Here is a 25,284-nt window from a genome sequence, read left to right as displayed (position 1 = left end):
ACCACCCCTACTGCCCCATCAACGGTTGCAGGTACAGCCACTCCCACGAGTCCTCCCCCAACGACGGCGGCGCCACGCTACCCGCGCGGGAGGCCGAACCCGTCGAGGACGCGGCCGGCGCGCCCCAGGTCAGGGTGCCGCTGGCGATGTCGTAGCGCGCCACCGGGGTGCTCTGCCCGCCGCTCAGCAGGGGCTGGACCCGCGACAGGTTCTGCGGGCCGCGCGCGTTGCTCTCCGTGATCGGCTCGGTGCAGCCGGCCTTGGTGTTCATCGGGATGTTGTCGCCCTCGTTCGGGCCCCGGCGGTCGGTCGACTCGTAGCCCTCGCGGCACAGCTTGTGCCCGAGGATGCCGCCGAGGTTGCCGGGCACCTCCAACCCGAGCGCGAGGCCGAAGTGGGCGTCGTACCTGCCGCTGCCCGGCGACTTGGCGACCACGGTGTAGGCGCCCGCGACCGCGTACGGGTAGAGGATGAGCAGCTGCTTGACCCCGGGCAGGTTCGCGACGACGACCTCGCCGGTGGTGACCAGGTTGCGCAGCAGCGAGGACAGGTGCACGTCGTTCTGCTCCAGCAGGGTGCGCAGCTGGTCGGCGGCCAGCGAGCCCGAGTCGATGACGGCCCGGAGGTCCTTGTCGGCACCGGCCACCGCGGTGGTGAACGCCGAGAGGTCGCGGGCGAAGACACGGAGCGAGCTCTCGGTGTCGGCCTGCCCGCGCAGCACGGTGTTGCCGTCGCGGATCAGCGCCGTGGTCAGGTCGAAGTTCTGCTGGGCGAGATCGATGAAGTCGTTGCCCGTGTCGATGATCCGCTGCAGGTCCTCGCCGGTGCCGGCGAACGCCTGGCCGAGGGACTCGATCGTGGTGCTCAGGTCCTTGCGGTTGATGCTGGAGACCGTGCCGGCGATGTCGCCGAGCAGCTGGGCGGTGCTGATCGGGGTGGTCACCTCGGCGATCTGCGAGCCCTCCTGGAGGTACGGCGCGGCGTCGGTGCGCGGCTGCAGCTCGAGGTACTGCTCGCCGACCGCGGACCGGTTGCCGACCAGCGCCCGGGAGTCGGTGGGGATCTGGTCCCACTGGCGGTCGATCTGGAGCACGATGTCCACGCCCTGCTCGGTGAGCCGGAGCTCGTCGACCTTCCCGATCCCGACGCCGCGGTAGGTGACCTCGGCCCCGGCGAAGATCCCGCCGGACTCCTCGGCGTGCGCGGTCACGGTGTACGCGCGGTCGACCACGAGCCGGTCGAGCTGGGCGTAGCGGGCGCCCACGAACGCGACGCCGATGAGTGTGATCAGCGCGAACACGATCAGCTGGATGCGGGTACGACGGTTGATCATCGGGCCCCCTCCCGGCTGCCGTCGGGGTCCCCGAGGGGGCCGCTCATCACGCGCAGCAGGCCCACGTCGTACTTCTCGTCGAAGGCACGCCAGTCGCGCTCCTCGCGCGCCTGCCGGGCATCTCCCGGCGCCACCCGGTTGAGCCCCAGGAGCCCGGAGAGACCGGAGAGACCGCTGCTCGCCCCCTCGGCGACCCCGCTGAGCAGGTCCTGGAGCGCCCCGGCCGACGAGCCGCTGCCCGAGCCGCCGGCGCCGGCCGCGGCACTCGGCGACGAGGCGCGGCCACCGCCCAGCAGGTTGCAGACCGCCCTGAGCCCGAGGGTGTCGCAGATCGAGTCGAGGGTGAAGTCGGGCAGCCGGAGGCAGGAGGTGAGATCGGCGGGCGCCGTGGCGCAGCCCCGCAGCGTCTGCTGCGCACCCGGGCAGAGGTTGTCGAGGCCGAGCAGGTCGGACAGCGGCAGGTCCGGCAGCGCGTTGACCGGGATGCAGGCCAGGTCCGTGATGCTGGAGAGCACGCCGGAGATGTCGAGGTCGAGGTCGATGGAGAGGTTCACGTAGTCGCCCATGTGCAGGTTGCGCGCCACCTGCGGGTCGCGGCCCACCGACTCGTCCACGAACGGGAAGGTGACGAACGTGCTGAACGCGCGGACGAAGGAGTCCCCGGCGGCGTTGATCTGGGTCAGCACCGGGTTCAGGTCGCGCAGCAGGTCGACGGTGTCGTCCTGCACGTTGCGGATCACCCGGGTGCCGACGTCGCCGAGCTCGGAGAGACCCTGCAGCATCGCCACCAGGTCCTCGCGCTGCCCGTCGAGGGAGTCCAGGGCGTCGGGCAGCTCCTCCAGCGCGAGGTCGATGCTGTCCATGTGCTCGCGGGCGGTGGACGCGAGCCGGTCGACGGCGTCGATCGCGTCGACGATCTCGGCCTTGCGGTCGTCGAGCCGCGAGACCAGGTCGTCGACCTGGGTGAGCACCGAGCGCGCGGTGTCCTCCCGGCCGCCGAGCACCTGGTTGACCTCCTTGGTGATCGACTTCAGCTGGGCGACGCCGCCGCCGTTGAGGATCAGGCTCACCGCACCCAGCACCTCCTCGACCTCGGGGTTGCGACCGGTCGCCGAGAGCGGGATGTCGTCGCCGTCGTCGAGGCTGCCGCGCCCGCCCTTCGCCGGGGCGTCGAGCGAGACGAACTTCTCGCCGAGCAGGCTGGTCTGCCGGATCGAGGCCGTCGCGTTGTCCGGCAGGCCGGTGTCGCCGCGCAGGCGCAGGGTGACCACGGCGTGGGTGCCGCTGAGCCGGATGTCGGTCACCTCGCCGACGCTCACGTCGTTGACCTTGACCGAGGACTGCGGCACCAGGTCCAGTACGTCGCGGAACGCGGCGGTGACCTCGATGGGGTCATCCCCGACGTCCGCGCCGCCGGGCAGCGGCAGCTCGTAGACGTCGAAGCTGCAGCCGGACAGCAGCACCGCGCCGGCCACGACGGCGGCGGCCCCACGCAGCAGTGATCGCATCCGTCCGCCCACGTCAGTCCACCTCCACGAGGCCGCTGAGCGTCGGGTCGTAGTCGTCACGCGTCCAGCTGCCGGTCCCGAACGGCGACACCCGGCCCAGCGGCAGGCTCTTGATCAGGTCGCAGAGGCTCCCGTTGGTGTCGGCGCCGGAGACGATCGCGCAGAGCACCGTCTGCGGGTTGTTGATGGACTCCGCCACCAGGTTGGTCAGGTTCGCGTTGGTGTCGAGCGTGCCGGCCTGCGGGTTGTAGGTGAGGGCGAGGTTGTTGATCGCCAACGGGCCGTCGCGCAGCACCTGGTTGAGCTCGTCGCGGCGCTTGACCAGCACCTTGGAGACGCGGTCCAGGCCGGCGATGTTGCGGGTCAGCGCGCCGCGGTTCTCCTGGACGAAGCCGCTGACCTGGTCCAGCGCCACGCCGAGGTTGCTCAGTGCCGCGGTGAGCTCCTGCCGCTCGCCGGCCAGCAGGCTGGAGACCTGCCCCAGCGAGCGGTTGAAGCTGCGCACGGTCTGGTCGTTCTCGGCCAGGGTCTGGAGGAAGGACTCCAGGCGCGCGGCGGAGCCGAAGAGCTCCTCCTTGTTGTCGTCCAGGGTGGCGCTGAGGTCGCCGAAGTCCTCGATCGTCCGGCGGAAGGCGGCGCCCTGGCCGCCGAAGTTCTTCGCGGTCTGCGCCAGCAGGTCGCTGAGCGCGCCGTTCTTGTTGGCGCCGTTGGGCCCGAGCGCCACGCTGAACCGGTCGATGCTGTCGTAGATGTCGTCCAGCTCGAGCGGGACCGAGGTCCGGCTCTGGGCGATCGTGGCGCCGTCGGCCAGCACGGGACCGCTGGTGTAGGCCGGGCTGAGCTGGATGAATCGGTCTCCGACCACCGAGGGCGAGACGATCATCGCGTCGGCGTCGGCCGGCACCCGCACCTGGTTGTCGTAGCGCAGCACGACCTTGACCCGGGTGCCCTCCGGCACCACCTGCTCGACCTCGCCCACCGACACCCCGAGCACCCGCACGTCGCTGCCCTCGTAGACCGAGACGGTCCGCGGGAAGTAGGCGGTGACGGTCTTGGTGCCGTTGCCGGCCCCGAACATCCACACGGCACCGACGACCACCAGCCCGATCACGACCAGGATCGGCAGGTTCCGCCGCAGCACGTCCGCGAGCCCGCGCATCAGTTGACCCCCGCGTCCGGGCCCGGGACGGGCGGCAGGTTGTAGATGTAGGTGTCGAACCACGGTCCGTTGCCGAGCGTGCTGGCGAAGACCTTGTAGAAGGGCGCCGCGAGCCGCAGCGAGTTGTCCAGGTTGTCCTCGTTCTTGTTCAGCACCTCGACGACCGACTCCAGGTGGTCCAGGGCGGGCTTGAGGTCGGCGCGGGTCTCCTTGACCAAGCTGGTCAGCTCGCTGCTCAGGTCGGCCGTGGAGACCAGCAGGTCGTGGATCGCCTGGCGCCGGGCCAGCAGGGCCTGGAACAGCACGTCCGCGTCGTCCATCAGCGCCACGATGTCCTCGTCGCGGGCGTCGAGGACCGCGGAGACCCGGTCGACGTTCTTCAGCAGCGAGTTGATCTCCTCGCTGCGCGAGGCGACCACCGTCGAGAGCTCGGAGACGCCCTTGAGCGCGGCACGGAACTCCTCGGGCGTGTTCCGGGTCAGGTCGGCCAGCGTGGTGAGCGCTTCGGCGAGCTGGTCGGTGTCGATCTTCGCGGAGGTCTCCGCCAGCCCCGTGAACGCGTCCACGACGTCGTACGGCGAGGAGGTGCGCGCCGTGGGGATCGTCGCCCCCTCCGCGAGCTCCCCCGAGCCCGCCGGCTCCAGCGCCAGGAACATCGAGCCCAGGATGGTGCCGACCTTGATCCCGGCCCGCGTGGAGGCCCCCAGATCGGCGTCGCTCTTGATCTTGAAGCCGACCCGGACGACGTCGCCGGCGAGCTCGACGGAGTCCACCCGGCCGACCCGGACGCCGGAGATCCGGACCTCGTCGTCGACCTTGAGCCCACCGGCCTCGGAGAACTCGGCGTAGTAGGTGTCGCCGCCGCCGATCAGCGGCAGGTCCTGCGCGCGCAGGGCGGCCAGCACGACGAGCGCCAGCACGGCGATGCTGATCGCGCCCACGATGACCGGGTTGCGCTCCTGGAACGGCTTCATCGCGTCATCCCCCCAGGCTGCAGCGCTCGGCGCCGACGTCGATGACGGGGCGGGCGATCACGGAGCCGTTGTTGCGCACGGTGACGGCCAGGTTGCAGAGGTAGAAGTTGAACCACGATCCGTAGGTGGCGGTCCGTCCGATCTTGTTGAGCTTGATGGGCAGCACCTGGAGGGTGCGGTCGATCTCGGCCCGGCCCTTGTCGAGCAGGGCGGCGGTCTTGCGCAGCTGGGCGACGTCGGCGACCAGCGGCTCGTGGATGTCCTCGGCCAGGGAGGCGGTCTGCACGGAGAGCGCGGAGATGCTGTCCAGCGAGGAGAGGATCGCCTGCCGGTCGTCCTTGAGCCCGCCGACCAGCGTCCGGAAGCTGCCGATCAGGCGGGTCAGCTGCCGGTCCCGGTCCGCGACGTGGCCGAGCACGTAGTCGAGGTTGTCGAGCAGGTCGCCGATCACCTGGTCGCGGTCGGCCAGCGTCTGGGTGAGCGAGGCCGTGCTCGCGAGCAGGCTCTCGACGGTGCCCCCCTCACCCTGGAAGACCTTCACGATCTCGGCGGAGAGCTGGTTGATGTCGTCGGGCGAGAGCGCCTGGAAGAGCGGCTTGAAGCCGTTGAACAGCACCGTCAGGTCGACCGAGGGCTGGGTGCGGGCGATCGGGATGGTCTGGCCCTCGGCCATCGTGTCGCTCGAGCGGCCGTCCTGGGTGAGCGCGATGTAGCGCTGCCCGAGCAGGTTGCGGTAGCGGATCGTGGCGTTGGTGGCTCCGTCGAGGCGGACGTCCTCGGCGACGGAGAAGGTGACCTCGACGCGGGCGTCGGGCTGGAGCGCGACGTCGTCGACCGTGCCGACGCGCACCCCGGCGACCCGGACGTCGTCGCCCTTGGCCACGCCCGTCGCGTCGGCGAAGACCGCGTGGTACTCCTTGCTGCTGCCGAAGGAGAAGTTGCCGATCGTGGCGACCAGCAGACCGGTGGCCAGCCCGGTGGTGACCACGAAGACCAGCAGCCGGACCAGGGCACCGGTGGTCTGCTTGTCGAAGCGCGCCATCACCGCTCACCCCCCGCGCTCGCGCCGCCGGCGCTGCCGGCCGTGGCCACCGTCGGCGCCGCCAGCAGCAGGTCGAGGTCGCCGGCGCCGGCGTAGGCCTCGCCCAGGAAGTCGCGCAGCAGGCCGAGGTCGGTGGGGTCCCCGCGGAACGCGGAGCCGCTGTCCGCGCCGGCGGCCCGGGCGGTCTCGGCGCCGAAGCCGGGAGCGACCCGGATCGTGCCCTTGCCGGTCGGCCGGTCCACTCCGTCGTCGAAGTTCGGGAAGTCGTTGAACGGGTTGGCCTGCGAGCCGACCGGGTCGGGCAGGCCGAGGCAGTTCGGGTCGTTGTCCGCACCGAAGTGCGGCTTGTCGCCGGCGTCGTAGGACCGCGGCTGGTTCGGGATGAACTCCAGGATGATGTGCAGCACGTAGCCGCGGAACGCCTCCGCCAGGCGGCCCTGGATGACGTCGATGCCCCGCGGCAGGCAGCTGAGCAGCGGAGAGTAGCGGGCCAGCACGCGCAGCTCCGTCGCGGTGAGGGCGGTGGCCTCCTCCAGCGCCTGGCCGTTCTCGGCCAGGAAGCCGGTCGCCGTCGTGGAGAAGGAGCGGACGTCGCGGAGCAGCTGGTTCAGCACGGTCTCCTTGGCCTCGAGCGTCCCGGTCGTCTTGACCGTGTCGTCGAGGATCCGGGCGACGTCCGGGAGGATGTCGGCGTAGGTGTCGGCGACCTCAGCGGTGAGCCGGATGTCGTCGAGCAGCGCCGGGATCTGCGGGTTGATCCGCTTCAGGTAGGCGTCGACCGTCTCCAGGTTCTCGCCCAGCTGCTCCCCGCGGCCCTCGAGCGCGGTGGAGATCGCCGAGAGGGTGGCGTTGAGGTCGGCGGGCCGGACCGCGCGCAGCAGCGGGTAGAAGTCGGCGAGCACCTCCTCGACCTCGGTGCTGACCTCGGTGCGGGGGATCACCGCGCCGGCGGCCAGCGTCCCGCTCGGGCCGCTCTCGGGGATGACCAGGGAGACGTACTTCTCGCCGAAGAGCGTCTTGGGGAGGATCGCGCCGGTCACGTTGGCCGGGACCACCTCGGCCTGGTCGGGGTAGAGCCCGAGCGTCACCGTCGCGCCCTCGGGGCCGTCGACCTCCGTGGCCAGCACCTCGCCGACCAGCACCCCGCGGATCTTCACGTCGGCGCGGTCGGGCAGCTGCAGCCCGATCGTGGAGGTCTGCAGCGTGACCTCCTCGTAGTCCGCGAACTTCTTGGTGAACGCGGCGTACGTCAGGTACACCGCCACCAGGAGGAGGACCACGAAGACGACGCCGAGCAGCCTCGGCGCGGCCAGCACCCTGTTCATCGACTCACCCGCATCGGCTCACCCGGCCAGCCGGACGGTGGTCGAGGCGCCCCAGATGGCCATCGAGAGCAGCAGGTCCACGACGTTGATGGCGACGATGCTGGTCCGGACCGCGCGGCCCACGGCGACGCCGACGCCCGCCGGGCCGCCCGAGGCCGTGTAGCCGTAGTAGCAGTGGATCAGGATCACGATCACCGCGAAGACCAGCACCTTGCCGAAGGACCAGAGCACGTCGGCGGGTGGCAGGAACGCGTTGAAGTAGTGGTCGTAGGTGCCGGCGGACTGCCCGTAGAAGACGGTGACCACGAGCCGGCTGGCCACGTACGAGGAGAGCAGGCCGACCACGTAGAGCGGCACGATCGCGATCAGTCCGCCGAACACCCGGGTGCCGACCAGGTACTGCATCGAGGGGATCGCCATCACCTCGAGCGCGTCGACCTCCTCCGAGATCCGCATCGCGCCGAGCTGGGCGGTGAACCCGCAGCCGACCGTGGCGGCGAGCGCGATGCCGGCGACCAGCGGCGCGATCTCGCGCGTGTTGAAGTACGCCGAGACGAAGCCCGCGAACGCCGAGGTGCCCAGCTGGTCGAGGGCGGCGTACCCCGAGAGGCCGACCTGGGCGCCGGTGAAGAAGGTCATCCCGAGGATCACGCCGACGGTGCCGCCGATCACGGCCAGGGCACCGGTGCCCAGCGTGGTCTCGGCGAGCACGCGCATCACCTCGCGCGGGAACCGCATCACCGACCGCGGCAGGTTGATCAGCACGCGGAGGAAGAAGGAGAGCTGGTTGCCGAGCGCGTCGAGGCCCTTGAGGGGGCGCTCGTAGACCGCCTTCACGTTCGCCATCGCGCGCCTACCCGCCCTTCGCGGGGACGATCTGGAGATAGATCGCGCTGAGGACGAAGTTGACGAGGAACAGCAGCAGGAACGTGATCACCACGGACTCGTTGACCGCGTCGCCGACGCCCTTCGGACCGCCGCCGGCGTTCATCCCCTTGTACGCCGCCACGACGGCGGCGATGAGCCCGAAGATGAGCGCCTTGACCATGCCCACCCAGACGTCGGGGAGCTGGGCGAGCGCGGCGAAGCTGGCCAGGTAGGAGCCCGGCGTGCCGCCCTGGAGCAGCACGTTGAACACGTAGCCGCCGGCGACGCCGACCACGCTGACCATGCCGTTGAGGAAGACCGCGACCAGCATGCAGGCGAGCACCCGGGGCACCACCAGGCGCTGGATGGGGTCGATCCCGAGGACCATCAGCGCGTCCAGCTCCTCGCGGATCTTGCGGGCACCGAGGTCGGCGGCGATCGCCGAGCCGCCGGCGCCGGCGATCAGCAGCGCGGTCGCGATCGGGCCCGCCTGCTGGATCACCGCGAGCACCGAGGCGGAGCCGGTGAACGACTGCGCGCCGAACTGCTTGATCAGACCGCCCACCTGCAGCGCGATCACCGCGCCGAAGGGGATCGCGACCAGGGCCGTCGGGACGATCGTCACCGACGCGATGAACCACGCCTGCTGGATGAACTCGCGGGTCTGGAAGGGTCGCCTGAAGAGTCCGCGCCCCACGTCGAGGCCGAAGGCGAAGAGCGAGCCAACGGTCCCGACCGGCGCGAGCACCCGTGCCGAAGTCGAGGACAAGGGCGCCTACTCAGGCCAACGCGGCGTCAGAGGTGAACGACCCCGGAGGCGGGGTGATGCCGTTCTCGCGGCACCACTCCCCGGGGGGCCGCTGGCTGCGCCGCGGGATCCCGTTGGAGGGCTCGAGCTGCAGTGCGATCGGCGGCAGCGGCGGGAGGTCCATGTCCTTCTCCGCGAGCAGCTCGTCGGCGTCCTTCTCCTCCGACATGCCGATCGGCCCGACCCGCTGCGCGTTGAGGAACTGGCGGACCACCGGCTCCTCCGAGCTCAGCAGCATCTCGCGCGGCCCGAACATCGCCAGGTGCTTGTGGTAGAGCAGGCCGATGTTGTCGGGCACGGTGCGGGCCGTGTTGATGTCGTGGGTGACGATCAGGAACGTGGCGTCGATCTGAGCGTTGAGGTCGACGATCAGCTGGTTCAGGAAGGCCGTGCGGACCGGGTCCAGGCCGGAGTCCGGCTCGTCGAACAGCACGATCTCGGGGTCGAGCACGAGGGCGCGGGCGAGACCGGCGCGCTTGCGCATACCGCCCGAGATCTCGCCGGGGAGCTTGTCCTCCGCGCCGAGCAGGCCGACCAGGTCCATCTTCTCCATGACGATGTCGCGGATCTCGGACTCGGACTTCTTGGTGTGCTCGCGCAGCGGGAAGGCGACGTTGTCGTAGAGGTTCATCGAGCCGAACATCGCGCCGTCCTGGAACAGCACGCCGAACAGCTTGCGGATCTCGTAGAGGTCCTTCTCCGAGCAGGAGGCGATGTCGGTGCCCTCGATGATGATCGAGCCGCTGTCGGGCTTGAGGAGGCCGATCAGCGCCTTGAGGAAGACCGACTTGCCGGTGCCGGACGGGCCGAGCATCACGCAGATCTCCCCGGCCGGGACGGTCAGGCTCACGTCGGCCCAGATCAGCTGCTTGCCGAACGACTTGGTCAAGCCGTCGACGGTGATCTCCACACCCATCTCGTGCCTCTCCTCGCTACTCCCCCAGCCACCGGGCGACCCCCGTCGCAGCAAGCAAGCCGCAAACGCCCCTACTGGGGAGTACAACGCGGCCTGCGGGGGGAGGTTACGGGCCGGCCGTGGCGCGCGTCACTTTGTTGCGGGAGCCGGCGCGGGCGGCACCGGCTTGTGCGTCGGCGTTCCGGCCGCGCCACCGGCGGGCGGGCGGGTGCGGGAAAAACGCATCGGGCCGCCAAGAGCAAGCTCTTGACGGCCCGATGGGCGTTCACGCGGCCCGGCAGACCGGGCGCGAGGTCACTTGAGGGTGACGGAGGCGCCGGCGGCCTCGAGGGCCTCCTTCGCCTTCTCCGCGGCGTCCTTGCTGACCTTCTCGAGGATCGCCTTCGGGGCGCTCTCGACGAGGTCCTTGGCCTCCTTCAGACCGAGCGAGGTGAGGCCGCGCACCTCCTTGATGACGTTGATCTTCTTGTCGCCGGCCGACTCGAGGATGACGTCGAACTCGTCCTGAGCGGCAGCGTCGTCAGCGTCGCCAGCGGCGCCACCGGCGGCCGGGGCAGCGGCAACGGCAACCGGAGCAGCGGCGGTGACGCCGAAGGTCTCCTCGAACTCCTTCACGAACTCGGAGAGCTCGATGAGGGTCATCTCCTTGAACGCGTCGAGGAGCTCGGCGGTGGTGAGCTTCGCCATGATGGCGTCTCCTTCATGCTTGTGGCTCGCGCTGACAGCCAGCGCGGGCCTGGGTTTCAGGTGGTGTGGTACGTCGGCCTGGGATCAGGCGTCAGTGGACTCGGCGGCCTCGTCGGCAGCCGGGGTGTCCTCTGCAGCGGCCGGCGCGCCGGCACCACCTGCGAGGATCGAGGGGTCCTCCTGGGCCTTCGCCTCCAGGGCGCCGGCGAGCCGGGCAGCCTGGGCGAGCGGGGCGTTGAGGAGGTAGACGGCCTGGCTGAGCGAAGCGAGCATCGCGCCCGCCATCTTGCCCAGCAGCACCTCGCGCGACTCGAGATCGGCCAGCTTGGCGATCTCCTTCGCGTCGAGGACGTTGCCGTCCAGAACGCCACCCTTGATCACGAGGGTGGGGTTCGCCTTGGCAAAGTCACGCAGACCCTTCGCCGCCTCGACGACGTCGCCCGTGATGAAGGCGATCGCGGTCGGGCCGGTGAGGAGGTCGTCGAAGCCGTCGATCCCCGCCTCCTTGGCGGCGATCTTGGCCAGCGTGTTCTTGACCACGGCGTAGTTGGCGTTCTCGCCGAGGGACCGGCGGAGATCCCGCAGGTCCTTCACGGTGAGACCGCGGTACTCGGTCAGCACAGCGCCAGCGGCGTCACTGAAAGCCTCAGTGATCTCCGCGACGGCGGCCTGCTTGTCTGCCCGCGCCATGGGTCTCCTTCCGGATTCGGATGAGATCGCCGGCTGTTCGGGGCCCGAAACGACGAACGCCCCGGGCGCAGGCCCAGGGCGTGATCACCGGCGCCGCGAACGGCGCCTGTCATGCTCTGTCTCCTGCGCGGGTCGCCCACCATCGGCGGGACCTTCCGTCAGTGGCTCGTGGAGCTACCGACGACCAGCGGTCTCTGGTTACAGGCAACAGATTGACACACGGGAGCGCCTGCACCCAAATCGCCGAGGCCCGTCGTACCGTCCGCGGGCGGACCCGCGCGCGCGGGATCGCGCGGAACTTGGCACGATGGTCCCGTGACCTCCTCCACGCCGACGACGCCGTTGACCGAACTGTCCACCGAGGAGCTGGCGGCCCGTCTGCAGACCGCCCGCACCGACTACGCCGCGCTGGTCGAGCGAGGCCTCAAGCTCGACCTGACCCGCGGCAAGCCGGGCAGCGACCAGCTCGACCTCTCCGACGGCCTGCTGCAGCTGCCGACCTCGACGAAGGACCGCGCCGGCGTCGACGTACGCAACTACGGCGGCCTCGACGGCCTGCCGGAGATGCGGGAGATCTTCGCCGACCTGCTCGGCGTGGACCCGGGGCAGGTCGTGGTCGGCGGCAACTCGAGCCTGACGATGATGTACCAGGTGGTGACCTGGCTGCTGCTGGCCGGCGCCCCGGACTCGCCGCGGCCGTGGTCGCAGGAGCCCGTGGTGAAGTTCATCTGCCCGGTCCCCGGTTACGACCGGCACTTCACCATGCTCGCCGAGCTGGGCATCGAGATGGTCACCGTGCCGATGAACGAGGACGGTCCGGACGTGGCCGCGGTCAAGGCGCTCGTCTCCGACGACCCGAGCGTCAAGGGCATGTGGATCGTGCCGACGTACGCGAACCCGACCGGCTCGGTGTGCTCGGCGGAGGTCGCCGCCGAGCTGATGGCGATGCCGACCGCGGCGCCGGACTTCCGGATCCTGTGGGACAACGCCTACGCCGTCCACCACCTCACCGACGTGGAGACCAAGAGCGCCGACGCCCTCGGCCTGGCCGCGGCCTCGGGTCACCCCAACCGGGTGATCATGTTCGCCTCGACCTCCAAGATCACCTACGCCGGCTCCGGCGTCGCCTGCCTGGCCGCCTCGGCGGAGAACCGCGCCTGGTACCTGGCCCGCCTCGGGTTCGCCTCGATCGGCCCGGACAAGGTCAACCAGCTGCGGCACGTCGAGTTCTTCGGCGACGCCGACGGCGTGCGCGCCCACATGCGCAAGCACCGCGACCTGATCGCGCCGAAGTTCGCCGCGGTCCAGGAGGCGCTCGGGTCGCGGCTGGCCGGACTCGGGATCGCCACCTGGAGCGACCCCGTCGGCGGGTACTTCGTGGACCTCAACGTCCTCGACGGCACCGCGTCGCGGGTCGTCCAGCTCGCCAAGGAGGCCGGCATCGCGCTGACGCCGGCGGGCTCGGCGTTCCCGCACGGCAACGACCCCGACGACCGCAACATCCGGCTGGCGCCGACGTTCCCGTCCCTGGACGACGTGGTCACCGCGATGGCCGGCGTGGCGGTGTGCGTCGAGCTGGCGGCGCTGGAGCAGCTGACCGCCTGACACCCATCTGCCGAGTGGGTGGGAAGCGCCGGTCGAGTAGGCCGGTCGACCGGTGCTTCCAACCCGTTCGGCCGGCGCTCTCCACCCACTCGGCCGGGGCTCTCCACCCACTCGGCCGTCGTGGTTGCGCCGGGAATGCGCGAAGCCCCGGCCACCTCACGGTGACCGGGGCTTCGTCGTACGCCGGGGCGTGGATCAGGCAGTCGCCTCGTCCTCGACCGCGACGTTCTTGATGCGGTTCGGGTCGACCTGGACGCCGGGGCCCATGGTCGTGGAGACGGTGACCTTCTTCAGGTAGCGGCCCTTGGAGCTGGACGGCTTGAGCCGCAGCACCTCCTCGAGCGCCGCCGCGTAGTTCTCCGCGAGCTGGGTCTCGGAGAAGGACGCCTTGCCGATGATGAAGTGGAGGTTCGCGTGCCGGTCGACCCGGAACTCGATCTTTCCACCCTTGATGTCGGTCACGGCCTTGGCCGGGTCCGGGGTGACGGTGCCGGTCTTCGGGTTCGGCATGAGGCCACGGGGGCCGAGCACGCGACCGAGGCGGCCGACCTTGCCCATCATGTCCGGGGTCGCGACCACGGCGTCGAAGTCGAGGTAGCCGCCGGCCACCTTCTCGATGAGCTCGTCGCCACCGACCTCGTCCGCACCGGCGGCGCGGGCGGCCTCGGCCTTGTCCGCCACGGCGAACACGAGGACGCGGGCGGTCTTACCGGTGCCGTGCGGCAGGTTGACGGTGCCGCGCACCATCTGGTCCGCCTTGCGGGGGTCGACGCCGAGACGCATGACGACGTCCACGGTCTCGTCGAACTTCTTCTTGCTGGTGGTCTTCGCGATCTTGATCGCGGCCAGCGGGGCGTAGAGCTCGTTCTTGTCGAACTGCTCGGCCGCCGCGCGGTAGGTCTTGCTGCGCTGCATGAGTGGTCCTTAGGTGTAGATCAGGAGATGTGGTTAACGAGCCAGCGCGGCTCTCCCACAGTGGGTCAGGCCTCGACGGTGACGCCCATGGAGCGGGCGGTGCCCTCCACGATCTTCATGGCGGCGTCGATGTCGTTGGCGTTCAGGTCAGGCATCTTGGTCGTGGCGATCTCGCGCACCTGGTCCTTGGTCAGCTTGCCGACCTTCTCCTTGTGCGGGACGCCCGAGCCCTTCTTCAGACCGGCGGCCTTCTTGATCAGCTCAGCGGCCGGCGGGGTCTTCGTGATGAAGGTGAAGGAGCGGTCTTCGTAGATGGTGATCTCGACCGGGATCACGTTGCCGCGCATGGACTCCGTCTGGGCGTTGTACGCCTTGCAGAACTCCATGATGTTGACGCCGTGCGGACCGAGGGCGGTACCGACCGGCGGAGCCGGGGTGGCGGCACCGGCCTGCAGCTGCACCTTGACGAGTGCTGCGATCTTCTTCTTGGGAGGCATGCTCAGTTCTCTTTCTTCTCGTGGTCATGACGAGGACCTGCGCCCTCTGCCACCTTCGTCGCCCCCACTGACTCGGGGCAACCCGGACATTCTCCTCGCGATCGGCCCGTACGGCGAATCGGCGACGAGCGGTGCGGGCAAGCGAAACGGGCCGACAGCCCCGAGGGACTGCCGACCCGCGTCGGAGGATCGGCACGGCGTCAGACGCGCTGGATCTGGCTGAAGCTCAGCTCCACCGGGGTCTCGCGGCCGAAGATCTCGACCAGCGCCTTGACCCGCTGGGCCTCGGCGTTGATCTCGGTGATGGTCGCGTGCAGCGTGGCGAACGGGCCGTCGACCACCATCACGGAGTCCGAGACGGCGAAGTCCATGACCTCGATCGGCTTCTTCGCGGCGGCGGCGGGCGTCTCCGCGGTCGCCGACGCGGCCTCGACCGGGGCCGCGGCCTCCAGCGTCGGGCGCAGCCAGTTGACGACCTCGTCGATGGTCAGCGGCACCGGCTGGTGGCTGTGGCCGACGAAGCCGGTCACCGACGGGGTGTTGCGCACGGCCGACCAGGACTCGTCGGTCAGGTCCATGCGGACCAGCAGGTAGCTGGCGTAGCGACGCTGCTTGACCATCTTGCGCTGACCGTTCTTGATCTGCGCAACCTCCTCCTCAGGGACGACCACCTCGTAGATGTAGTCCTCCATATTGAGGGAGTGGATCCGGTTCTCCAGGTTCTGCTTGACCCGGTTCTCCATGCCGGAGTACGTGTGCACGACGTACCACTCGCCCGGCTTGAGCCACAGGTCGCGGCGGAACTGCTCGAGCGGGTCGTCGTCGCCGTCGACCTCGTCCGCGCCGTCCTCGTCCGCGCCGTCCTCGTCAGAGTCGGCCTCGTCCAGGCCCTCGGTCTCGTCCAGGGTCGCCTCGTCAGCCGCCTCGACGACGTCCTCGGTACCCGTCTCCTCGGTAGCGACAGCCTCGTCGCCGTCGATCTCCGGGTCGTACTGGTCCGACACGTGTTGCTCCATCACTTGCGGGAATTGGTCACGACTGCGCTGGTCAGCATCGCCGATCAGATGTCGTCGGCGCCGGTGAACACCGCGAACGCCAGCTTGCCCAGACCCAGGTCGAGCAGCGAGACGAGCGCGATCATCACCAGCACGAAGGTGACGACCACCAGGAAGTACGTGACCAGCTGGTCACGGGTGGGGTAGACCACCTTGCGCAGCTCGGCGACCACCTGGCGGTAGAACGTCACCGGGCCGGTGCGCTTCTCGGGGTGGTTGCTGCCCGACCGGCCATCCTTCTGGCCGTGGACTGCAGGCGTGTCCGACACGTCCTCACCCTCTCCATGCGTCACGACATGTGAGCCGTTTGCCTTCGTTGTCAGTTTTGCAGGGCACGAGGGACTTGAACCCCCAACCTTCGGTTTTGGAGACCGATGCTCTGCCAGTTGAGCTAGTGCCCTCCGCGTGTCCTTCCCGATGCTTCGAGCCCGGGTTCACGGGCGCGACTCATCATGGGGGAAAGCCACCAGGGGTGGAGTCTACGCACACCGGCCAACGGGTCACCAATCCGAGGGTCCCCGGAGTGTCCCGGCGCCCACCGGCGCGGAGCCCGGCGCGTTCCCGGCGCGTTCCCGGCCGCGTGCCAAGATGTGGCGACCATGACTGAACCGCGGGACCTGCGTCGACTGCCCAAAGCACACCTGCACCTGCACTTCACCGGGTCGATGCGGCACGCCACGTTGCTGGAGCTGGCCGAGCGCGACGGGATCGCGCTCCCCGACCTGCTGGTCTCGGAGTGGCCGCCCCGGCTCTCGGCGGCCGACGAGAAGGGCTGGTTCCGGTTCCAGCGCCTCTACGACATCGCCCGCTCCGTGCTGCGCACCCCCGACGACGTACGCCGCCTGGTGCGCGAGGCCGCCGAGGACGACGTCGCCGACGGCAGTCGCTGGCTCGAGATCCAGGTCGACCCGAGCGGGTACGGCGCGCGCTTCGGCGGCATCACCGCGTTCACCGACCTCGTCCTCGATGCCACCCGGGAGGCCACGGCCCTGACCGGGCTGCCGATCGCGGTCGTGATCGCCGCGAACCGCACCCGGCACCCGCTGGACGCGCGCACCCTGGCCCGCCTGGCCGCCCAGTACGCCGACCGCGGCGTGGTCGGCTTCGGCCTCTCCAACGACGAGCGCCGCGGACGCACCGAGGAGTTCGCCGGCGCCTTCGCGATCGCCGAGCGCGCGGGGCTGCTGCTCGCGCCGCACGGCGGGGAGCTGCGCGGGCCCGACCACATCCGCACGTGCCTGGACTACCTGGGCGCACAGCGGCTGGGCCACGGCGTACGGGCGGCGGAGGACCCGGCGCTGCTCGACCGGCTGGCCGAGGCCGGCGTCGCCCTCGAGGTCTGCCCGGTCTCCAACGTCGCGCTCGGCGTCTACTCCGACCTGACCTCGGTGCCGCTGCCGACGCTGCTCGAGGCGGGCCTGACGGTCGCCCTCGGCGCGGACGACCCCCTGCTCTTCGGCTCCCGGCTGGCCGGCCAGTACGCGACGATGCGGGCGGCTCACGACCTCTCCGACGGCGCCATGGCCGACCTCGCCCGGATGTCCCTGCGCGCCTCCCGGGCACCCGCGGAGGTCCGGGCCGCCGCGGAGTCCGACATCGACGCCTGGCTGGCCGCTCCGCCCACTAGGGTGCCGGGGTGACCGACCCCGGGACTGCTCCCCCGCCGCACCATCCGCCGCCACCGTGGGTGGGCGCGCCGCCGACCCACCCCCAGGCGGTCACCGCGATGGTGCTGGGCATCGTCAGCATCGCCTCGATGATCCTCTCCTGCAGCGTGGCCGTGACGCTGCCCGGCGGCCTCTGCGGGCCGTTCGCGATCTGGCTCGGCGCCCGCGCGGGCCGCGAGATCCGGCGCGAGCCGTGGCGCTGGTCCGGCGCCGGCCTGGCCACCACCGGCCTGGTCACCGGGATCGTCGGCACCGTGCTGTTCCTCCTGGCCGCGGCGGCGGTCGCCGTCTTCCTCGCCCTGTTCTTCGTCGGGCTCAGGGAGACCGGCGGCCTGGACGACCTGATGCGCGTGATGGCGCGCTGAGGGTCGCTGCCGCGCAGCTCGGGGCCCGCAGCCTCGGGGCCCGCAGCGTCAGAGCTGGCAGCCCAGCGTGACCGGCTCGTTCTCCAGCTCGATCCCGTAGCGCTCGAGGACGCCGTCGCGGATCTCGCGCGCCAGCGCCAGCAGCTCGGAGGTCGCCGCGCCGCCGCGGTTGGTCAGCGCGAGCGTGTGCTTGGTGGACAGGCTCACCGTGCCCCCGTCACCGGGGTAGCCCTTGGCGTAGCCGGCGTGGTCGATCAGCCAGGCAGCGCTGGTCTTCACGGTGCCGTCCGGCTGCGGGTACGCCGGCGCCCCCTCGGGCACGAGCGCCGGGTCCACCACGGGGTTGGTGAAGAACGAGCCCGCGCTCCAGGTGTCGTGGTCGGCCGCGTCGAGGACCATGCCCTTGCCACGGCGCAGCCCGAGGACGGCGGCGCGAACCTCGGCCAGCGGGGCGCTCGCGCCGACCTCCACGCCGAGCGAGCGGGCGAGCTCGGCGTACGCCACCGGCGCCGACAGCTCGCCCCGAGCGAACCCGAAGGTCACCGAGAGCACCACGTGGCGGCCGCCGGCCGCGTCGAACCGGTCCCGCTTGAACCGGGAGGTGCGGTAGCCGAAGGCACAGTCGGCCGCGTCGAAGGTGCGGACGCCGCGCAGCCGCCGGTCCCAGACCCGGACGCGGCGCACCGTCTGCGCGACCTCCTGGCCGTAGGCGCCGACGTTCTGGATCGGGGTCGCGCCCACCGTGCCGGGGATGCCCGAGAGCGCCTCGACGCCGACCCAGCCCTCGGCCACCGCCCGGGCGACCAGGTCGTCCCAGACGACGCCCGCGGCGACCGTCACCTCGACGTGGTGGTCGTCGGGCCCGGACTCCTCGGTCACCGTCACCGCGTCGCGGTCGGGCACGCCGAGCGCGACCACGGTGCCGTCGAAGCCCTCGTCGGCGACGACCAGGTTGCTGCCGCCACCGAGGACCAGGAGCGGCGTGCCCGCGGCGTCGAGGGCGTCGACCGCGGCGATGATCTCGTCCTCGGTCGCCGCCGTCACCAGCGCTGCGGCGGGTCCGCCGAGGCGGAGGGTGGTGCGATCGGCCAGCCTGGCGGGAACGGAGTGCTCAGGCACGGACGACGGCCTTGGGTGCACCGAGCACCTTGGCGTCGGCGCAGGTGACCTCGAGGGCGAGCGTGGCGCGGCCGTCCTCGACCGACTTCACGGTGCCCGCCACCCGCACCCGCGCGGCGCCCTCGGCGGGCACGACCACGGGAGCGGTGAACTTGCAGCCCAGCTCGAGCACCTCGGCGCCACCGGTCCACCCGGCGACCGCGCGGCCGACCAGGGCCATCGTGTACATGCCGTGCGCGATCACCCCGGGCAGGCCGACCGCGAGCGCGATCTCCTCGTCCTGGTGGATCGGGTTGTGGTCGCCGCTCGCCGCGGCGTAGGCGACCAGGTCGGCGCGGGCGACGTCGTACTCGACGGGCGCCAGGGTGGCGCCCTCGGTCAGCTCGATCGGGGCGCTCATGCCGCACCTCCACGGTGGACGAGGGTGGCGGTCGTGGTGCAGACGGGCGCGCCGGCCTCGTCGGTGATCTCGCTGGTGGTGGCGATGATGTCGTTGCCACCGATCTGACGGAGCTTGGTGACCTCCATCGTGGCGGTCAGCACGTCGCCGACGCGGACCGGGCGGTGGTAGGTGAACTTCTGGTCGCCGTGCACGATCCGGCTGAGCTCGACCTCCTCGGCGGCCAGGAAGGCCAGCATCGCCTGGAAGGTGACCACGATCGGGAACGTGGGCGGCACCGCTCCGCTACCGTCGGACGACCCGACGGCGGCAGCGAAGTCCTCGACGGCTTCGGCGGTCACGGTGTACGGAGCGGTCGGCGGGAAGGACTTCCCGACCAGCGTGGAGTCGATCGGCACGTGCCCACCCTAGGCGGTCGGGGCGCAGGGGGGAGGATCGTGCGCCTCACACGGAGGAGACGCGGGGCCGCCGCCTCGGCGTTGGTCGCCCTGGTCCCAGCCCTGGTCGCGGGCTGCTCCTCGGCCCCCGGCAGCCCCGAGCCCCGCGGCTGCGGACCGGTCGCGTACGCCGAGGTCGCCGGGCGGGCGCCCGGCTACCTCGATCCGCCCCTGGCCGCGACGCCCAACGACCACGCGCTGTGCGCCGGCACCTGGCTTCCGCCCACCCGCGCCGAGGCCGCGGCCGGCGCGGCGTTCGTGCCGCAGGGCCTCGCGGTGCGCGGCCGCACCGCCTGGGTCGGCGGCCACGACGACGGCCCGGTCGGCGGCAAGTTCTGCCGCGTGCTGCGCCTGGACCTGAGGACCGGCCGGCGGGAGGCCGACAGCGGACTGGTCGAGGGCCCGACCGACGGCGGCGCCGGCGCGCGGTGTCGCCACGGCGGCGGTCTGGCCCTCGACGAGCACGGGTTGTGGCTCGCCGAGCGGGTCCGGCTCTGGCTGCTGGATCCGGGCACGCTGGAGGTGCGACGCTCCTGGGCGCTGGAGGCGCCCGTCTGGGGGTCCGTGCTGATCCTCGACGGGCGTGGCCGCCTCGGCGTGGTCGGCTACCGCGAGCGGCGCCCCGCGGCGGTGCACTGGTACCCCACCGCCACGCTGGTCGAGCCCGGCCTGACCAGCGTGACCGCGGAGCTGGCGAGCCGGGTGAGCCGTGCCCCGCACAGCGCCCAAGGTGCGTTCTGGGCAGACCTCGACGGCGCCGGGCGGGCGCGGGCGTGGTTCGTGCAGTCGACCACCCGGTGCGGCGTGCTGCGCACGGGTGCGAGGCGGCTGGGCTTCCTGCCCGGCGCGGAGGGCACGTCGTACCACCGGGGGCGGTTGTGGGTGGTCAGCGAGGCGACCGCGCGGCCCTACTTCTCACTCGGCGGACGGCCGGTGGTGCCGGAGCTCGCACGGTACGACGTGACGCGGCTGCGCGAGTGGGCCGAGGCCGACTGCGAGCCCTGATCGACGGGCCGGCGCCCGCGGGTCGACAGCAGCCGCTGCCGACTCCCGGAAAGCACGACGACCCCGGCCTCCCTGTCGGGAGCGCCGGGGCCGTGCGACGTGCGTCAGCCGGTGACCGGTGAGGTCAGCGGGTCTCGCGGTGCGCGGTGTGCTTGCGGCACCGCGGGCAGAACTTCGCCAGCTCGAGCCGGTCGGGGTCGTTGCGGCGGTTCTTCTTGGTGATGTAGTTGCGCTCCTTGCAGTCCACGCATGCGAGCGTGATCTTCGGGCGAACGTCGCTGCTCTTGCTGGCCACAGGAAGTCCTTCGTCGGTGGAGATGGTGCGTGGATTGGTAGCGGGAACGGGGATCGAACCCGTGACCTCACGATTATGAGTCGTGCGCTCTAACCGTCTGAGCTATCCCGCCACATGAGTAGGGCGCCTCCGCGACCCCGCTGCCGCGTGGTGACCTCGGAGGCGCCCATTCTCAGAGCCCCTTTACGGAATCGAACCGTAGACCTTCTCCTTACCATGGAGACGCTCTGCCGACTGAGCTAAAGGGGCAACGAGGAAGAACCATACCGGTCTGCCACCCAAGGGTGAAATCGAGGAAGCACTTTCCCCGACGGGCGGTTCTGACCTGCTGTTTTTCGGGTCCGGTCGACCCCTGCCGGCCCCGCGCTCAGTCCTGCACCCGGGCCCAGGGACGGGCCCGCTCGAGCTCGTAGGCCAGCCCCAGCAGAGTCGCCTCGCCACCCGCCGCCGCGCTGAAGCACATGCCCTGCGGCAGGCCGGACGCGCTGGTCGCCAGCGGCAGCGACAGGGAGGGATCGCCGGTGGCGTTCTGCAGCGGCGTGAACGCCACCCAGTCCAGCAGCCGTTCGAGCACCGTGTCGAAGTCCTGGGTCGGGTCGAGGTGCCCGATACGGGGCGTCGGCGAGGCCACCGTCGGCGTCAGGATCACGTCCTGACCTGCGAAGAAGCGACGAGACTGCCGCTGCGAGGACCGCAGCCGGGCGATCGCGGCGGGCAGCCGGTGCAGCCGCCGGGCGGCGTACCGGGCCAGGCCGAGGGTCAGGTGGTCGCACCGGGAGGCGTCCCAGGAGCGGTCGAACGTCCAGCGGCCGGAGCGGACGACGACCATGGCCAGGAAGCCCCAGTAGAGCAGGAAGTCGTCGGCGAACGTGTCGCCGACCGGCACGTCCTGCTCGGCGATCTCCGTCACGTGGTGCCCCAGCTCCTCGAGCAACGCGGCGGTGGCGACGACCTGCTCGCGCACCTCCGGTGTCGCGCCGCGACCGGCCCACGAGGTGACGAACGCCACCTTCAGCCGCCGGTGCGAGGGCCGGGTGATGTCGCCGATCGGCGGCAGGTCGAGGCGTCGGTAGTGCTTCTCCGACTCGCGCAGGAAGGCAGCGGTGTCCCGGACGCTGCGGGTGAGGACGCCGTCGGCGACGATCCGGACCGGCATCTGCCGGTGCAGGGCGTCCTGCGGGACCCGACCGCGGGTGGGCTTGAGGCCGACCAGCCCGCAGGCATGCGCCGGGATCCGGATCGACCCGCCGCCGTCGTTGGCGTGCGCGATCGGCACCGCGCCGCCCGCCACGAACGCGGCCGCGCCGGCGGACGAGGCGCCGGCGATGTGGTCGGGATCCCACGGGTTGCGGACCGGACCGAGCCGCGGGTGCTCGGCGGCCGCGCTGAACCCGAACTCCGAGAGCTGGGACTTGCCCAGCACCAGCATCCCGGTCGCGCGGTAGGTCCGCGCGAACTCCCCGTCCACCTCCGCGCGGCGGGCGGTGAACGCGTCGGTGCCGTGCTGGGTCGGCATGCCGGCGACGTCGCAGTTGTCCTTGACCAGCGTCGGGATCCCGGCGAAGAAACCGTCGCGGCGGGTCACCGACTCCCGGCGGGCCTCGTCGAAGGCGGCGTACGCCAGGCCGCCCAGGGCGGCGTCGAGCTTCTCCATCCGCGCGATCGAGGCCTCCACCAGCTCCCCCGGCGAGACCTTGCGGGCGCGCAGCCGCGCGACCAGGCCGACGGTGTCGTCATCGCCGAGGGCATCGTCGGTGAAGGCATGCACGCGGGTCATGGGCCCGGAGGCTACTGCCAGCCCGGGGCCGCGGCACGGGACTCACCAGAGGATCAGGGCGATCACCGGGAGCAGCAGGCTGGTGGCCAGCGCGGACAGGCCCATCCCGAGCCCGGCGAAGGCCCCCTCGACCTCGTCCTCGCGGAGCATCCGGGAGGCGCCGATGCCGTGGGAGACCGTCCCGACCGCCAGTCCCCGGGCCCGACGGTCGCGGACCCGGAACAGGTTGAGGACGGCGGGGCCGGTGAGCGCGGCGACGATGCCGATCGCGATCGCGAACGCGGCCGCCAGCGGCGCGATGCCACCGAGTCCGTCGGCCAGCGCGATCGCCACCGGGGTGGTGGCCGACTTGGGCGCGAGCGTCCGCTGCAGCACCTCGTCGGCGCCCAGCAGGCGGGCGAGCAGCACCGTGGAGGTCACCGAGACCACCGCACCGACCACCACCGCCACCAGCATCGGCAGCACGAACCCCCGCAGCTGGCCGGACTGGCGGTGCAGCGGGACCGCCAGCGCCACGACCGCGGGCCCCAGCCAGAACGTGATCAGGCCGACCCCCGCGCGGTAGTCGGCGTAGTCGACGCCGAGCAGGGTGATCGCCCCGCCGACCACGGCGATCGCCACCAGCACCGGCTGCGCCACCGGGTGCCCGCCCAGGCGTCCTTGCAGCCAGCGCCCGGCCTGGTAGCCGGCGAGGGTGATCCCGATCAGCCCGAGCGGGGACCGGGCGACGTCGAGCACCACGTCCCCCACGTGCGCCGGGCCGCTCATGCGGCTCGACCGTGGTGAGCCGGCGGCAGGTCGTCGCGCGGACGCCCGGTGAGCCGCTCCAGCCCGACCGCGGTCCAGCCGACCGCACCCATCCCGAGCAGCCACGAGCCGAGCATCGCCACCGCGATCGGCAGCGCGTCGTCGCGGAAGACACCGAGGTAGGCGACGATCCCGACGCCGGCCGGCACGAAGAGCAGCTGCAGGTGGCGCAGCAGCGCCGTCGAGGCGCGGACGATCGGCGCGTCGTCCCCGGTACGACGGATCCGGAGGGCCACGAAGCAGAGCAGCATCCCGACGACCGGACCGGGCACCGGGACCTCGAGGATCCCGACCACCAGCTCGCCGAGGATCTGGAAGCCGATCAGGTAGGTCAGGCCCCGGATCACGCGGCGCCCCGCCGGTGACACCCGGCCAGGTGCGGGTCGGGCAGCCCCAGCGCCTGCAGCAGCGCGTAGAGCGTGGTCGGCCCGACGAAGGCGAAGCCGCGCTTCTTCAGGGCCTTGGAGAGCGCGGTGGACTCGGGCGTGCTGGAGGGCCAGTCGGCCGCGGTGACCGGCGGCTCCGCGTCCTCGGCGGCGAACCCCCGGATGAACGCCTCCAGGCCGCCGTCGGCGCGCAGGTCGACGGTGGCGCGGGCGTTGGCGATGGTGGCCTCGATCTTGCGTCGGTTGCGCACGATGCCGGCGTCGCCGAGCAGCCGCTCCACGTCCGGCTCCTCGAAGTCGGCGATCACCTCGGCGTCGAAGCCGGCGAAGGCCGTCCGGAACCCGGGGCGCTTGGCCAGGATGACCGCCCAGGAGAGCCCGGACTGGAAGGCCTCCAGGGTCATCCGCTCCAGGTAGGCGGACTCGCCGTGCACCGGCATCCCCCACTCGCTGTCGTGGTAGTCGCGCATCGGCCCCGCGGCCGCTCCCCACGGGCAGCGCGCCAGCCCGTCCTCGCCGGTGATCGGTCCCATGGCGGACATCTTGGACCATCGCGCCGACGCGACCGGCGTCCGCGGACGGGGCTGTGGATCAGCGGCGTTCGCGCAGCCGCACGGTGGGGAGGACCGGCGCGGGGATCGGCGGCAGGGTCTCTCCGAGCACCACGCCGAACCGCCCCTCGGCGACGGCCTGGCCGTCGGTCACCGGCGTCCCGTCCGGCCCGACCACCTGCTCCTGCCACGCCGCCCGGAACGCCACGACCTCCTCGTGGCTGCGACCCACGAAGTTCCACCACATCACGATCGACTCGCCGAACGGCGTACCGCCGAGCACCAGCACGCGGGCGCCCTCGGGGCCCGCGTCGAGCCGGAGCCGCCGGGCGCCGGGCGGCACGTAGGCGAGGTCGGCTGCCTTCGCGTCGACGCCGCCCTCCCCGGCGCCCACCTCGAGGTCGCCGACGTCGACCAGGACGCCGTGCTCGAACGCCGGGTCCACGTCCACCTCCAGCACCGCGCCGGGTTCCAGCACCACCTCGGCGCCGAGCAGCGGCGTGAAGGTGGCCACCGGCGAGTCGCTGCCGAGCAGCGAGCCCAGGAAGACGCGCGCCGACCAGCCCGGACCGGCGACCCGCGGCGGGGCGTAGTGCTCGAACCCGGGCGCGGTGTCCCGGGCGGCATCGGGTAGCGCCACCCACAACTGCGCGCCGTGCAGCACCTCGGTGTCCGCCGTGGAGACCTCCGAGTGGCTGATCCCGCGGCCGGCGGTCATCAGGTTGACCTCACCGGGCCGGACGGTGGCGTGGTGGCCGGCGCTGTCGCGGTGCGTGATCTCGCCCTCGAAGAGCCACGAGACGGTCTGCAGCCCGGTGTGCGGGTGCGGCGCGACGCTCATCCCGCCGGAGTCGGCGACGCGGTCGGGGCCGTAGTGGTCGACGAAGCACCAGGCGCCGATCAACGAGCGCGACCGCTGCGGGAGGGTACGACGCACGCGCATCGCGCGCGGGCCGCCCAGCGGCACCTCCCGCGGCGCCAGCACCTCCAGGTCGCCCACGCGGCCCGGGGCGCAGGCCACCTCGTCCGGACGTGCCTCGGGGTTGCTCATCGCCGCATCATCCCCGAACCGGCGCCGGTCCGGGGCGGGATCG

The 25,284-nt window shown here is 71.6% G+C and carries 28 protein-coding genes and 3 tRNA genes; 4 read left to right on the top strand and 27 right to left on the bottom strand.

Annotated elements, in window-relative coordinates; genetic code table 11:
- Positions 1-7: 7 nt before the first annotated feature.
- The 11 genes from E8D34_RS02265 to rplJ form a co-directional block, all read right to left on the bottom strand.
- Positions 8-1,333 carry an MlaD family protein gene (locus E8D34_RS02265; protein ID WP_136592915.1) on the bottom strand — a complete coding sequence of 442 codons (1,326 nt, stop codon included), beginning with the start codon at positions 1,331-1,333 and terminating at the stop codon, positions 8-10.
- Complete coding sequence (locus E8D34_RS02260) at positions 1,330-2,853, bottom strand: MCE family protein (RefSeq protein WP_136592914.1); 1,524 nt, start codon at positions 2,851-2,853, stop codon at positions 1,330-1,332. Before E8D34_RS02260 ends, E8D34_RS02265 begins: the two co-directional genes overlap by 4 nt.
- A 1-nt stretch (position 2,854) precedes the next feature.
- The gene (locus E8D34_RS02255; RefSeq protein ID WP_136592913.1) at positions 2,855-4,000 is read right to left on the bottom strand and encodes an MCE family protein; all 1,146 of its coding nucleotides are present in this window, start codon (positions 3,998-4,000) and stop codon (positions 2,855-2,857) included.
- Positions 4,000-4,974, bottom strand: a complete 975-nt coding sequence (locus tag E8D34_RS02250) for an MCE family protein (protein WP_136592912.1) — start codon at positions 4,972-4,974, stop codon at positions 4,000-4,002. The genes E8D34_RS02255 and E8D34_RS02250 overlap by 1 nt, the downstream gene beginning before the upstream one ends.
- Before the next feature lie 4 nt (positions 4,975-4,978).
- A complete protein-coding gene (locus E8D34_RS02245) occupies positions 4,979-6,016 on the bottom strand; it encodes an MlaD family protein (RefSeq protein ID WP_136592911.1) in 1,038 nt (345 codons plus the stop codon).
- Complete coding sequence (locus E8D34_RS02240) at positions 6,016-7,341, bottom strand: MCE family protein (protein ID WP_136592910.1); 1,326 nt, start codon at positions 7,339-7,341, stop codon at positions 6,016-6,018. Before E8D34_RS02240 ends, E8D34_RS02245 begins: the two co-directional genes overlap by 1 nt.
- An 18-nt stretch (positions 7,342-7,359) precedes the next feature.
- Positions 7,360-8,187 (bottom strand): ABC transporter permease, encoded by an 828-nt coding sequence (locus E8D34_RS02235; RefSeq protein ID WP_136592909.1) that lies wholly within the window; start codon positions 8,185-8,187, stop codon positions 7,360-7,362.
- Between the two features lie 7 nt (positions 8,188-8,194).
- Complete coding sequence (locus E8D34_RS02230; protein WP_136592908.1) at positions 8,195-8,977, bottom strand: ABC transporter permease; 783 nt, start codon at positions 8,975-8,977, stop codon at positions 8,195-8,197.
- A 10-nt stretch (positions 8,978-8,987) separates the two neighbouring features.
- Positions 8,988-9,932, bottom strand: a complete 945-nt coding sequence (locus E8D34_RS02225) for an ABC transporter ATP-binding protein (RefSeq protein ID WP_136592907.1) — start codon at positions 9,930-9,932, stop codon at positions 8,988-8,990.
- A 294-nt stretch (positions 9,933-10,226) separates the two neighbouring features.
- Complete coding sequence (gene rplL, locus E8D34_RS02220) at positions 10,227-10,619, bottom strand: 50S ribosomal protein L7/L12 (protein ID WP_136592906.1); 393 nt, start codon at positions 10,617-10,619, stop codon at positions 10,227-10,229.
- Positions 10,620-10,703: 84 nt separating this feature from the next.
- Positions 10,704-11,309: a 50S ribosomal protein L10 gene (gene rplJ, locus E8D34_RS02215; RefSeq protein WP_136592905.1), complete on the bottom strand. Its 606-nt coding sequence runs from the start codon at positions 11,307-11,309 to the stop codon at positions 10,704-10,706.
- A 315-nt stretch (positions 11,310-11,624) separates the two neighbouring features.
- Between rplJ and E8D34_RS02210 the strand changes: the two genes are divergently transcribed.
- A complete protein-coding gene (locus E8D34_RS02210) occupies positions 11,625-12,914 on the top strand; it encodes an aminotransferase class I/II-fold pyridoxal phosphate-dependent enzyme (protein ID WP_136592904.1) in 1,290 nt (429 codons plus the stop codon).
- Positions 12,915-13,109: 195 nt separating this feature from the next.
- Here the strand turns inward: E8D34_RS02210 and rplA are convergent, their stop codons facing one another.
- The 5 genes from rplA to E8D34_RS02185 form a co-directional block, all read right to left on the bottom strand.
- Entirely contained in the window at positions 13,110-13,829 is a 720-nt protein-coding gene (gene rplA / locus E8D34_RS02205) for a 50S ribosomal protein L1 (protein WP_136592903.1), read from the bottom strand.
- Positions 13,830-13,894: 65 nt separating this feature from the next.
- Positions 13,895-14,326, bottom strand: a complete 432-nt coding sequence (rplK, locus tag E8D34_RS02200; protein ID WP_136592902.1) for a 50S ribosomal protein L11 — start codon at positions 14,324-14,326, stop codon at positions 13,895-13,897.
- A gap of 200 nt (positions 14,327-14,526) precedes the next feature.
- Entirely contained in the window at positions 14,527-15,330 is an 804-nt protein-coding gene (gene nusG / locus E8D34_RS02195; protein WP_240771039.1) for a transcription termination/antitermination protein NusG, read from the bottom strand.
- Between the two features lie 56 nt (positions 15,331-15,386).
- Entirely contained in the window at positions 15,387-15,650 is a 264-nt protein-coding gene (gene secE, locus E8D34_RS02190) for a preprotein translocase subunit SecE (protein ID WP_168929301.1), read from the bottom strand.
- Between the two features lie 59 nt (positions 15,651-15,709).
- Positions 15,710-15,782, bottom strand: a tRNA-Trp gene (locus E8D34_RS02185).
- A gap of 198 nt (positions 15,783-15,980) precedes the next feature.
- Here E8D34_RS02185 and E8D34_RS02180 point away from each other — a divergent pair.
- Positions 15,981-17,021 (top strand): adenosine deaminase, encoded by a 1,041-nt coding sequence (locus E8D34_RS02180; RefSeq protein ID WP_136592899.1) that lies wholly within the window; start codon positions 15,981-15,983, stop codon positions 17,019-17,021.
- The gene (locus E8D34_RS02175; protein ID WP_136592898.1) at positions 17,018-17,413 is read left to right on the top strand and encodes a DUF4190 domain-containing protein; all 396 of its coding nucleotides are present in this window, start codon (positions 17,018-17,020) and stop codon (positions 17,411-17,413) included. The genes E8D34_RS02180 and E8D34_RS02175 overlap by 4 nt, the downstream gene beginning before the upstream one ends.
- A gap of 48 nt (positions 17,414-17,461) precedes the next feature.
- Here the strand turns inward: E8D34_RS02175 and E8D34_RS02170 are convergent, their stop codons facing one another.
- From E8D34_RS02170 to E8D34_RS02160, 3 genes are read right to left on the bottom strand one after another with little or no spacing between them, the layout of a single operon-like run.
- Positions 17,462-18,532 (bottom strand): UDP-N-acetylmuramate dehydrogenase, encoded by a 1,071-nt coding sequence (locus E8D34_RS02170; protein ID WP_136592897.1) that lies wholly within the window; start codon positions 18,530-18,532, stop codon positions 17,462-17,464.
- The gene (locus E8D34_RS02165) at positions 18,525-18,932 is read right to left on the bottom strand and encodes a MaoC/PaaZ C-terminal domain-containing protein (protein WP_136592896.1); all 408 of its coding nucleotides are present in this window, start codon (positions 18,930-18,932) and stop codon (positions 18,525-18,527) included. The genes E8D34_RS02170 and E8D34_RS02165 overlap by 8 nt, the downstream gene beginning before the upstream one ends.
- Positions 18,929-19,330, bottom strand: a complete 402-nt coding sequence (locus E8D34_RS02160) for a MaoC family dehydratase N-terminal domain-containing protein (protein ID WP_136592895.1) — start codon at positions 19,328-19,330, stop codon at positions 18,929-18,931. Before E8D34_RS02160 ends, E8D34_RS02165 begins: the two co-directional genes overlap by 4 nt.
- A gap of 39 nt (positions 19,331-19,369) precedes the next feature.
- Between E8D34_RS02160 and E8D34_RS02155 the strand changes: the two genes are divergently transcribed.
- On the top strand, positions 19,370-20,374 hold the full coding sequence (locus E8D34_RS02155) for a hypothetical protein (protein ID WP_136592894.1): 1,005 nt from the start codon (positions 19,370-19,372) through the stop codon (positions 20,372-20,374).
- A 124-nt stretch (positions 20,375-20,498) separates the two neighbouring features.
- Here E8D34_RS02155 and rpmG read toward each other — a convergent pair whose 3' ends face one another.
- The 8 genes from rpmG to E8D34_RS02115 form a co-directional block, all read right to left on the bottom strand.
- A complete protein-coding gene (rpmG, locus tag E8D34_RS02150; protein WP_121804265.1) occupies positions 20,499-20,669 on the bottom strand; it encodes a 50S ribosomal protein L33 in 171 nt (56 codons plus the stop codon).
- Positions 20,670-20,704: 35 nt separating this feature from the next.
- Positions 20,705-20,781, bottom strand: a tRNA-Met gene (locus tag E8D34_RS02145).
- A 64-nt stretch (positions 20,782-20,845) separates the two neighbouring features.
- Positions 20,846-20,918, bottom strand: a tRNA-Thr gene (locus E8D34_RS02140).
- 118 nt (positions 20,919-21,036) lie between these two features.
- Positions 21,037-22,446 (bottom strand): amidase, encoded by a 1,410-nt coding sequence (locus tag E8D34_RS02135; RefSeq protein WP_136592893.1) that lies wholly within the window; start codon positions 22,444-22,446, stop codon positions 21,037-21,039.
- A gap of 42 nt (positions 22,447-22,488) precedes the next feature.
- Positions 22,489-23,214 carry an LrgB family protein gene (locus E8D34_RS02130; RefSeq protein WP_136592892.1) on the bottom strand — a complete coding sequence of 242 codons (726 nt, stop codon included), beginning with the start codon at positions 23,212-23,214 and terminating at the stop codon, positions 22,489-22,491.
- Positions 23,211-23,600, bottom strand: a complete 390-nt coding sequence (locus E8D34_RS02125) for a CidA/LrgA family protein (protein WP_168929299.1) — start codon at positions 23,598-23,600, stop codon at positions 23,211-23,213. Before E8D34_RS02125 ends, E8D34_RS02130 begins: the two co-directional genes overlap by 4 nt.
- Positions 23,597-24,181 (bottom strand): DNA-3-methyladenine glycosylase I, encoded by a 585-nt coding sequence (locus E8D34_RS02120; RefSeq protein WP_346763601.1) that lies wholly within the window; start codon positions 24,179-24,181, stop codon positions 23,597-23,599. Before E8D34_RS02120 ends, E8D34_RS02125 begins: the two co-directional genes overlap by 4 nt.
- A gap of 49 nt (positions 24,182-24,230) precedes the next feature.
- A complete protein-coding gene (locus tag E8D34_RS02115) occupies positions 24,231-25,241 on the bottom strand; it encodes a pirin family protein (RefSeq protein ID WP_136592890.1) in 1,011 nt (336 codons plus the stop codon).
- Between the last annotated feature and the right edge of the window lie 43 nt (positions 25,242-25,284).

The sequence above is a fragment of the Nocardioides sp. GY 10113 genome, from assembly GCF_004919105.1.
Lineage (GTDB): Bacteria > Actinomycetota > Actinomycetes > Propionibacteriales > Nocardioidaceae > Nocardioides.
The sequence above is the reverse complement of the archived record's forward strand: the minus strand, read 5'-3'. Positions and strand labels throughout refer to the sequence as shown.

Excerpts from the sequence above, each read along its gene's own strand:
- E8D34_RS02265 (WP_136592915.1), bottom strand. The coding sequence starts at position 1,333 with ATGATCAACCGTCGTACCCGCATCCAGCTGATCGTGTTCGCGCTGATC.
- E8D34_RS02255 (WP_136592913.1), bottom strand. The coding sequence starts at position 4,000 with ATGCGCGGGCTCGCGGACGTGCTGCGGCGGAACCTGCCGATCCTGGTC.
- E8D34_RS02250 (WP_136592912.1), bottom strand. The coding sequence starts at position 4,974 with ATGAAGCCGTTCCAGGAGCGCAACCCGGTCATCGTGGGCGCGATCAGC.
- E8D34_RS02245 (WP_136592911.1), bottom strand. The coding sequence starts at position 6,016 with ATGGCGCGCTTCGACAAGCAGACCACCGGTGCCCTGGTCCGGCTGCTG.
- E8D34_RS02240 (WP_136592910.1), bottom strand. The coding sequence starts at position 7,341 with ATGAACAGGGTGCTGGCCGCGCCGAGGCTGCTCGGCGTCGTCTTCGTG.
- E8D34_RS02235 (WP_136592909.1), bottom strand. The coding sequence starts at position 8,187 with ATGGCGAACGTGAAGGCGGTCTACGAGCGCCCCCTCAAGGGCCTCGAC.
- E8D34_RS02225 (WP_136592907.1), bottom strand. The coding sequence starts at position 9,932 with ATGGGTGTGGAGATCACCGTCGACGGCTTGACCAAGTCGTTCGGCAAG.
- rplL (WP_136592906.1), bottom strand. The coding sequence starts at position 10,619 with ATGGCGAAGCTCACCACCGCCGAGCTCCTCGACGCGTTCAAGGAGATG.
- rplJ (WP_136592905.1), bottom strand. The coding sequence starts at position 11,309 with ATGGCGCGGGCAGACAAGCAGGCCGCCGTCGCGGAGATCACTGAGGCT.
- rplA (WP_136592903.1), bottom strand. The coding sequence starts at position 13,829 with ATGCAGCGCAGCAAGACCTACCGCGCGGCGGCCGAGCAGTTCGACAAG.
- rplK (WP_136592902.1), bottom strand. The coding sequence starts at position 14,326 with ATGCCTCCCAAGAAGAAGATCGCAGCACTCGTCAAGGTGCAGCTGCAG.
- E8D34_RS02180 (WP_136592899.1), top strand. The coding sequence starts at position 15,981 with ATGACTGAACCGCGGGACCTGCGTCGACTGCCCAAAGCACACCTGCAC.
- E8D34_RS02165 (WP_136592896.1), bottom strand. The coding sequence starts at position 18,932 with ATGAGCGCCCCGATCGAGCTGACCGAGGGCGCCACCCTGGCGCCCGTC.
- E8D34_RS02135 (WP_136592893.1), bottom strand. The coding sequence starts at position 22,446 with ATGACCCGCGTGCATGCCTTCACCGACGATGCCCTCGGCGATGACGAC.
- E8D34_RS02130 (WP_136592892.1), bottom strand. The coding sequence starts at position 23,214 with ATGAGCGGCCCGGCGCACGTGGGGGACGTGGTGCTCGACGTCGCCCGG.
- E8D34_RS02120 (WP_346763601.1), bottom strand. The coding sequence starts at position 24,181 with ATGTCCGCCATGGGACCGATCACCGGCGAGGACGGGCTGGCGCGCTGC.
- E8D34_RS02115 (WP_136592890.1), bottom strand. The coding sequence starts at position 25,241 with ATGAGCAACCCCGAGGCACGTCCGGACGAGGTGGCCTGCGCCCCGGGC.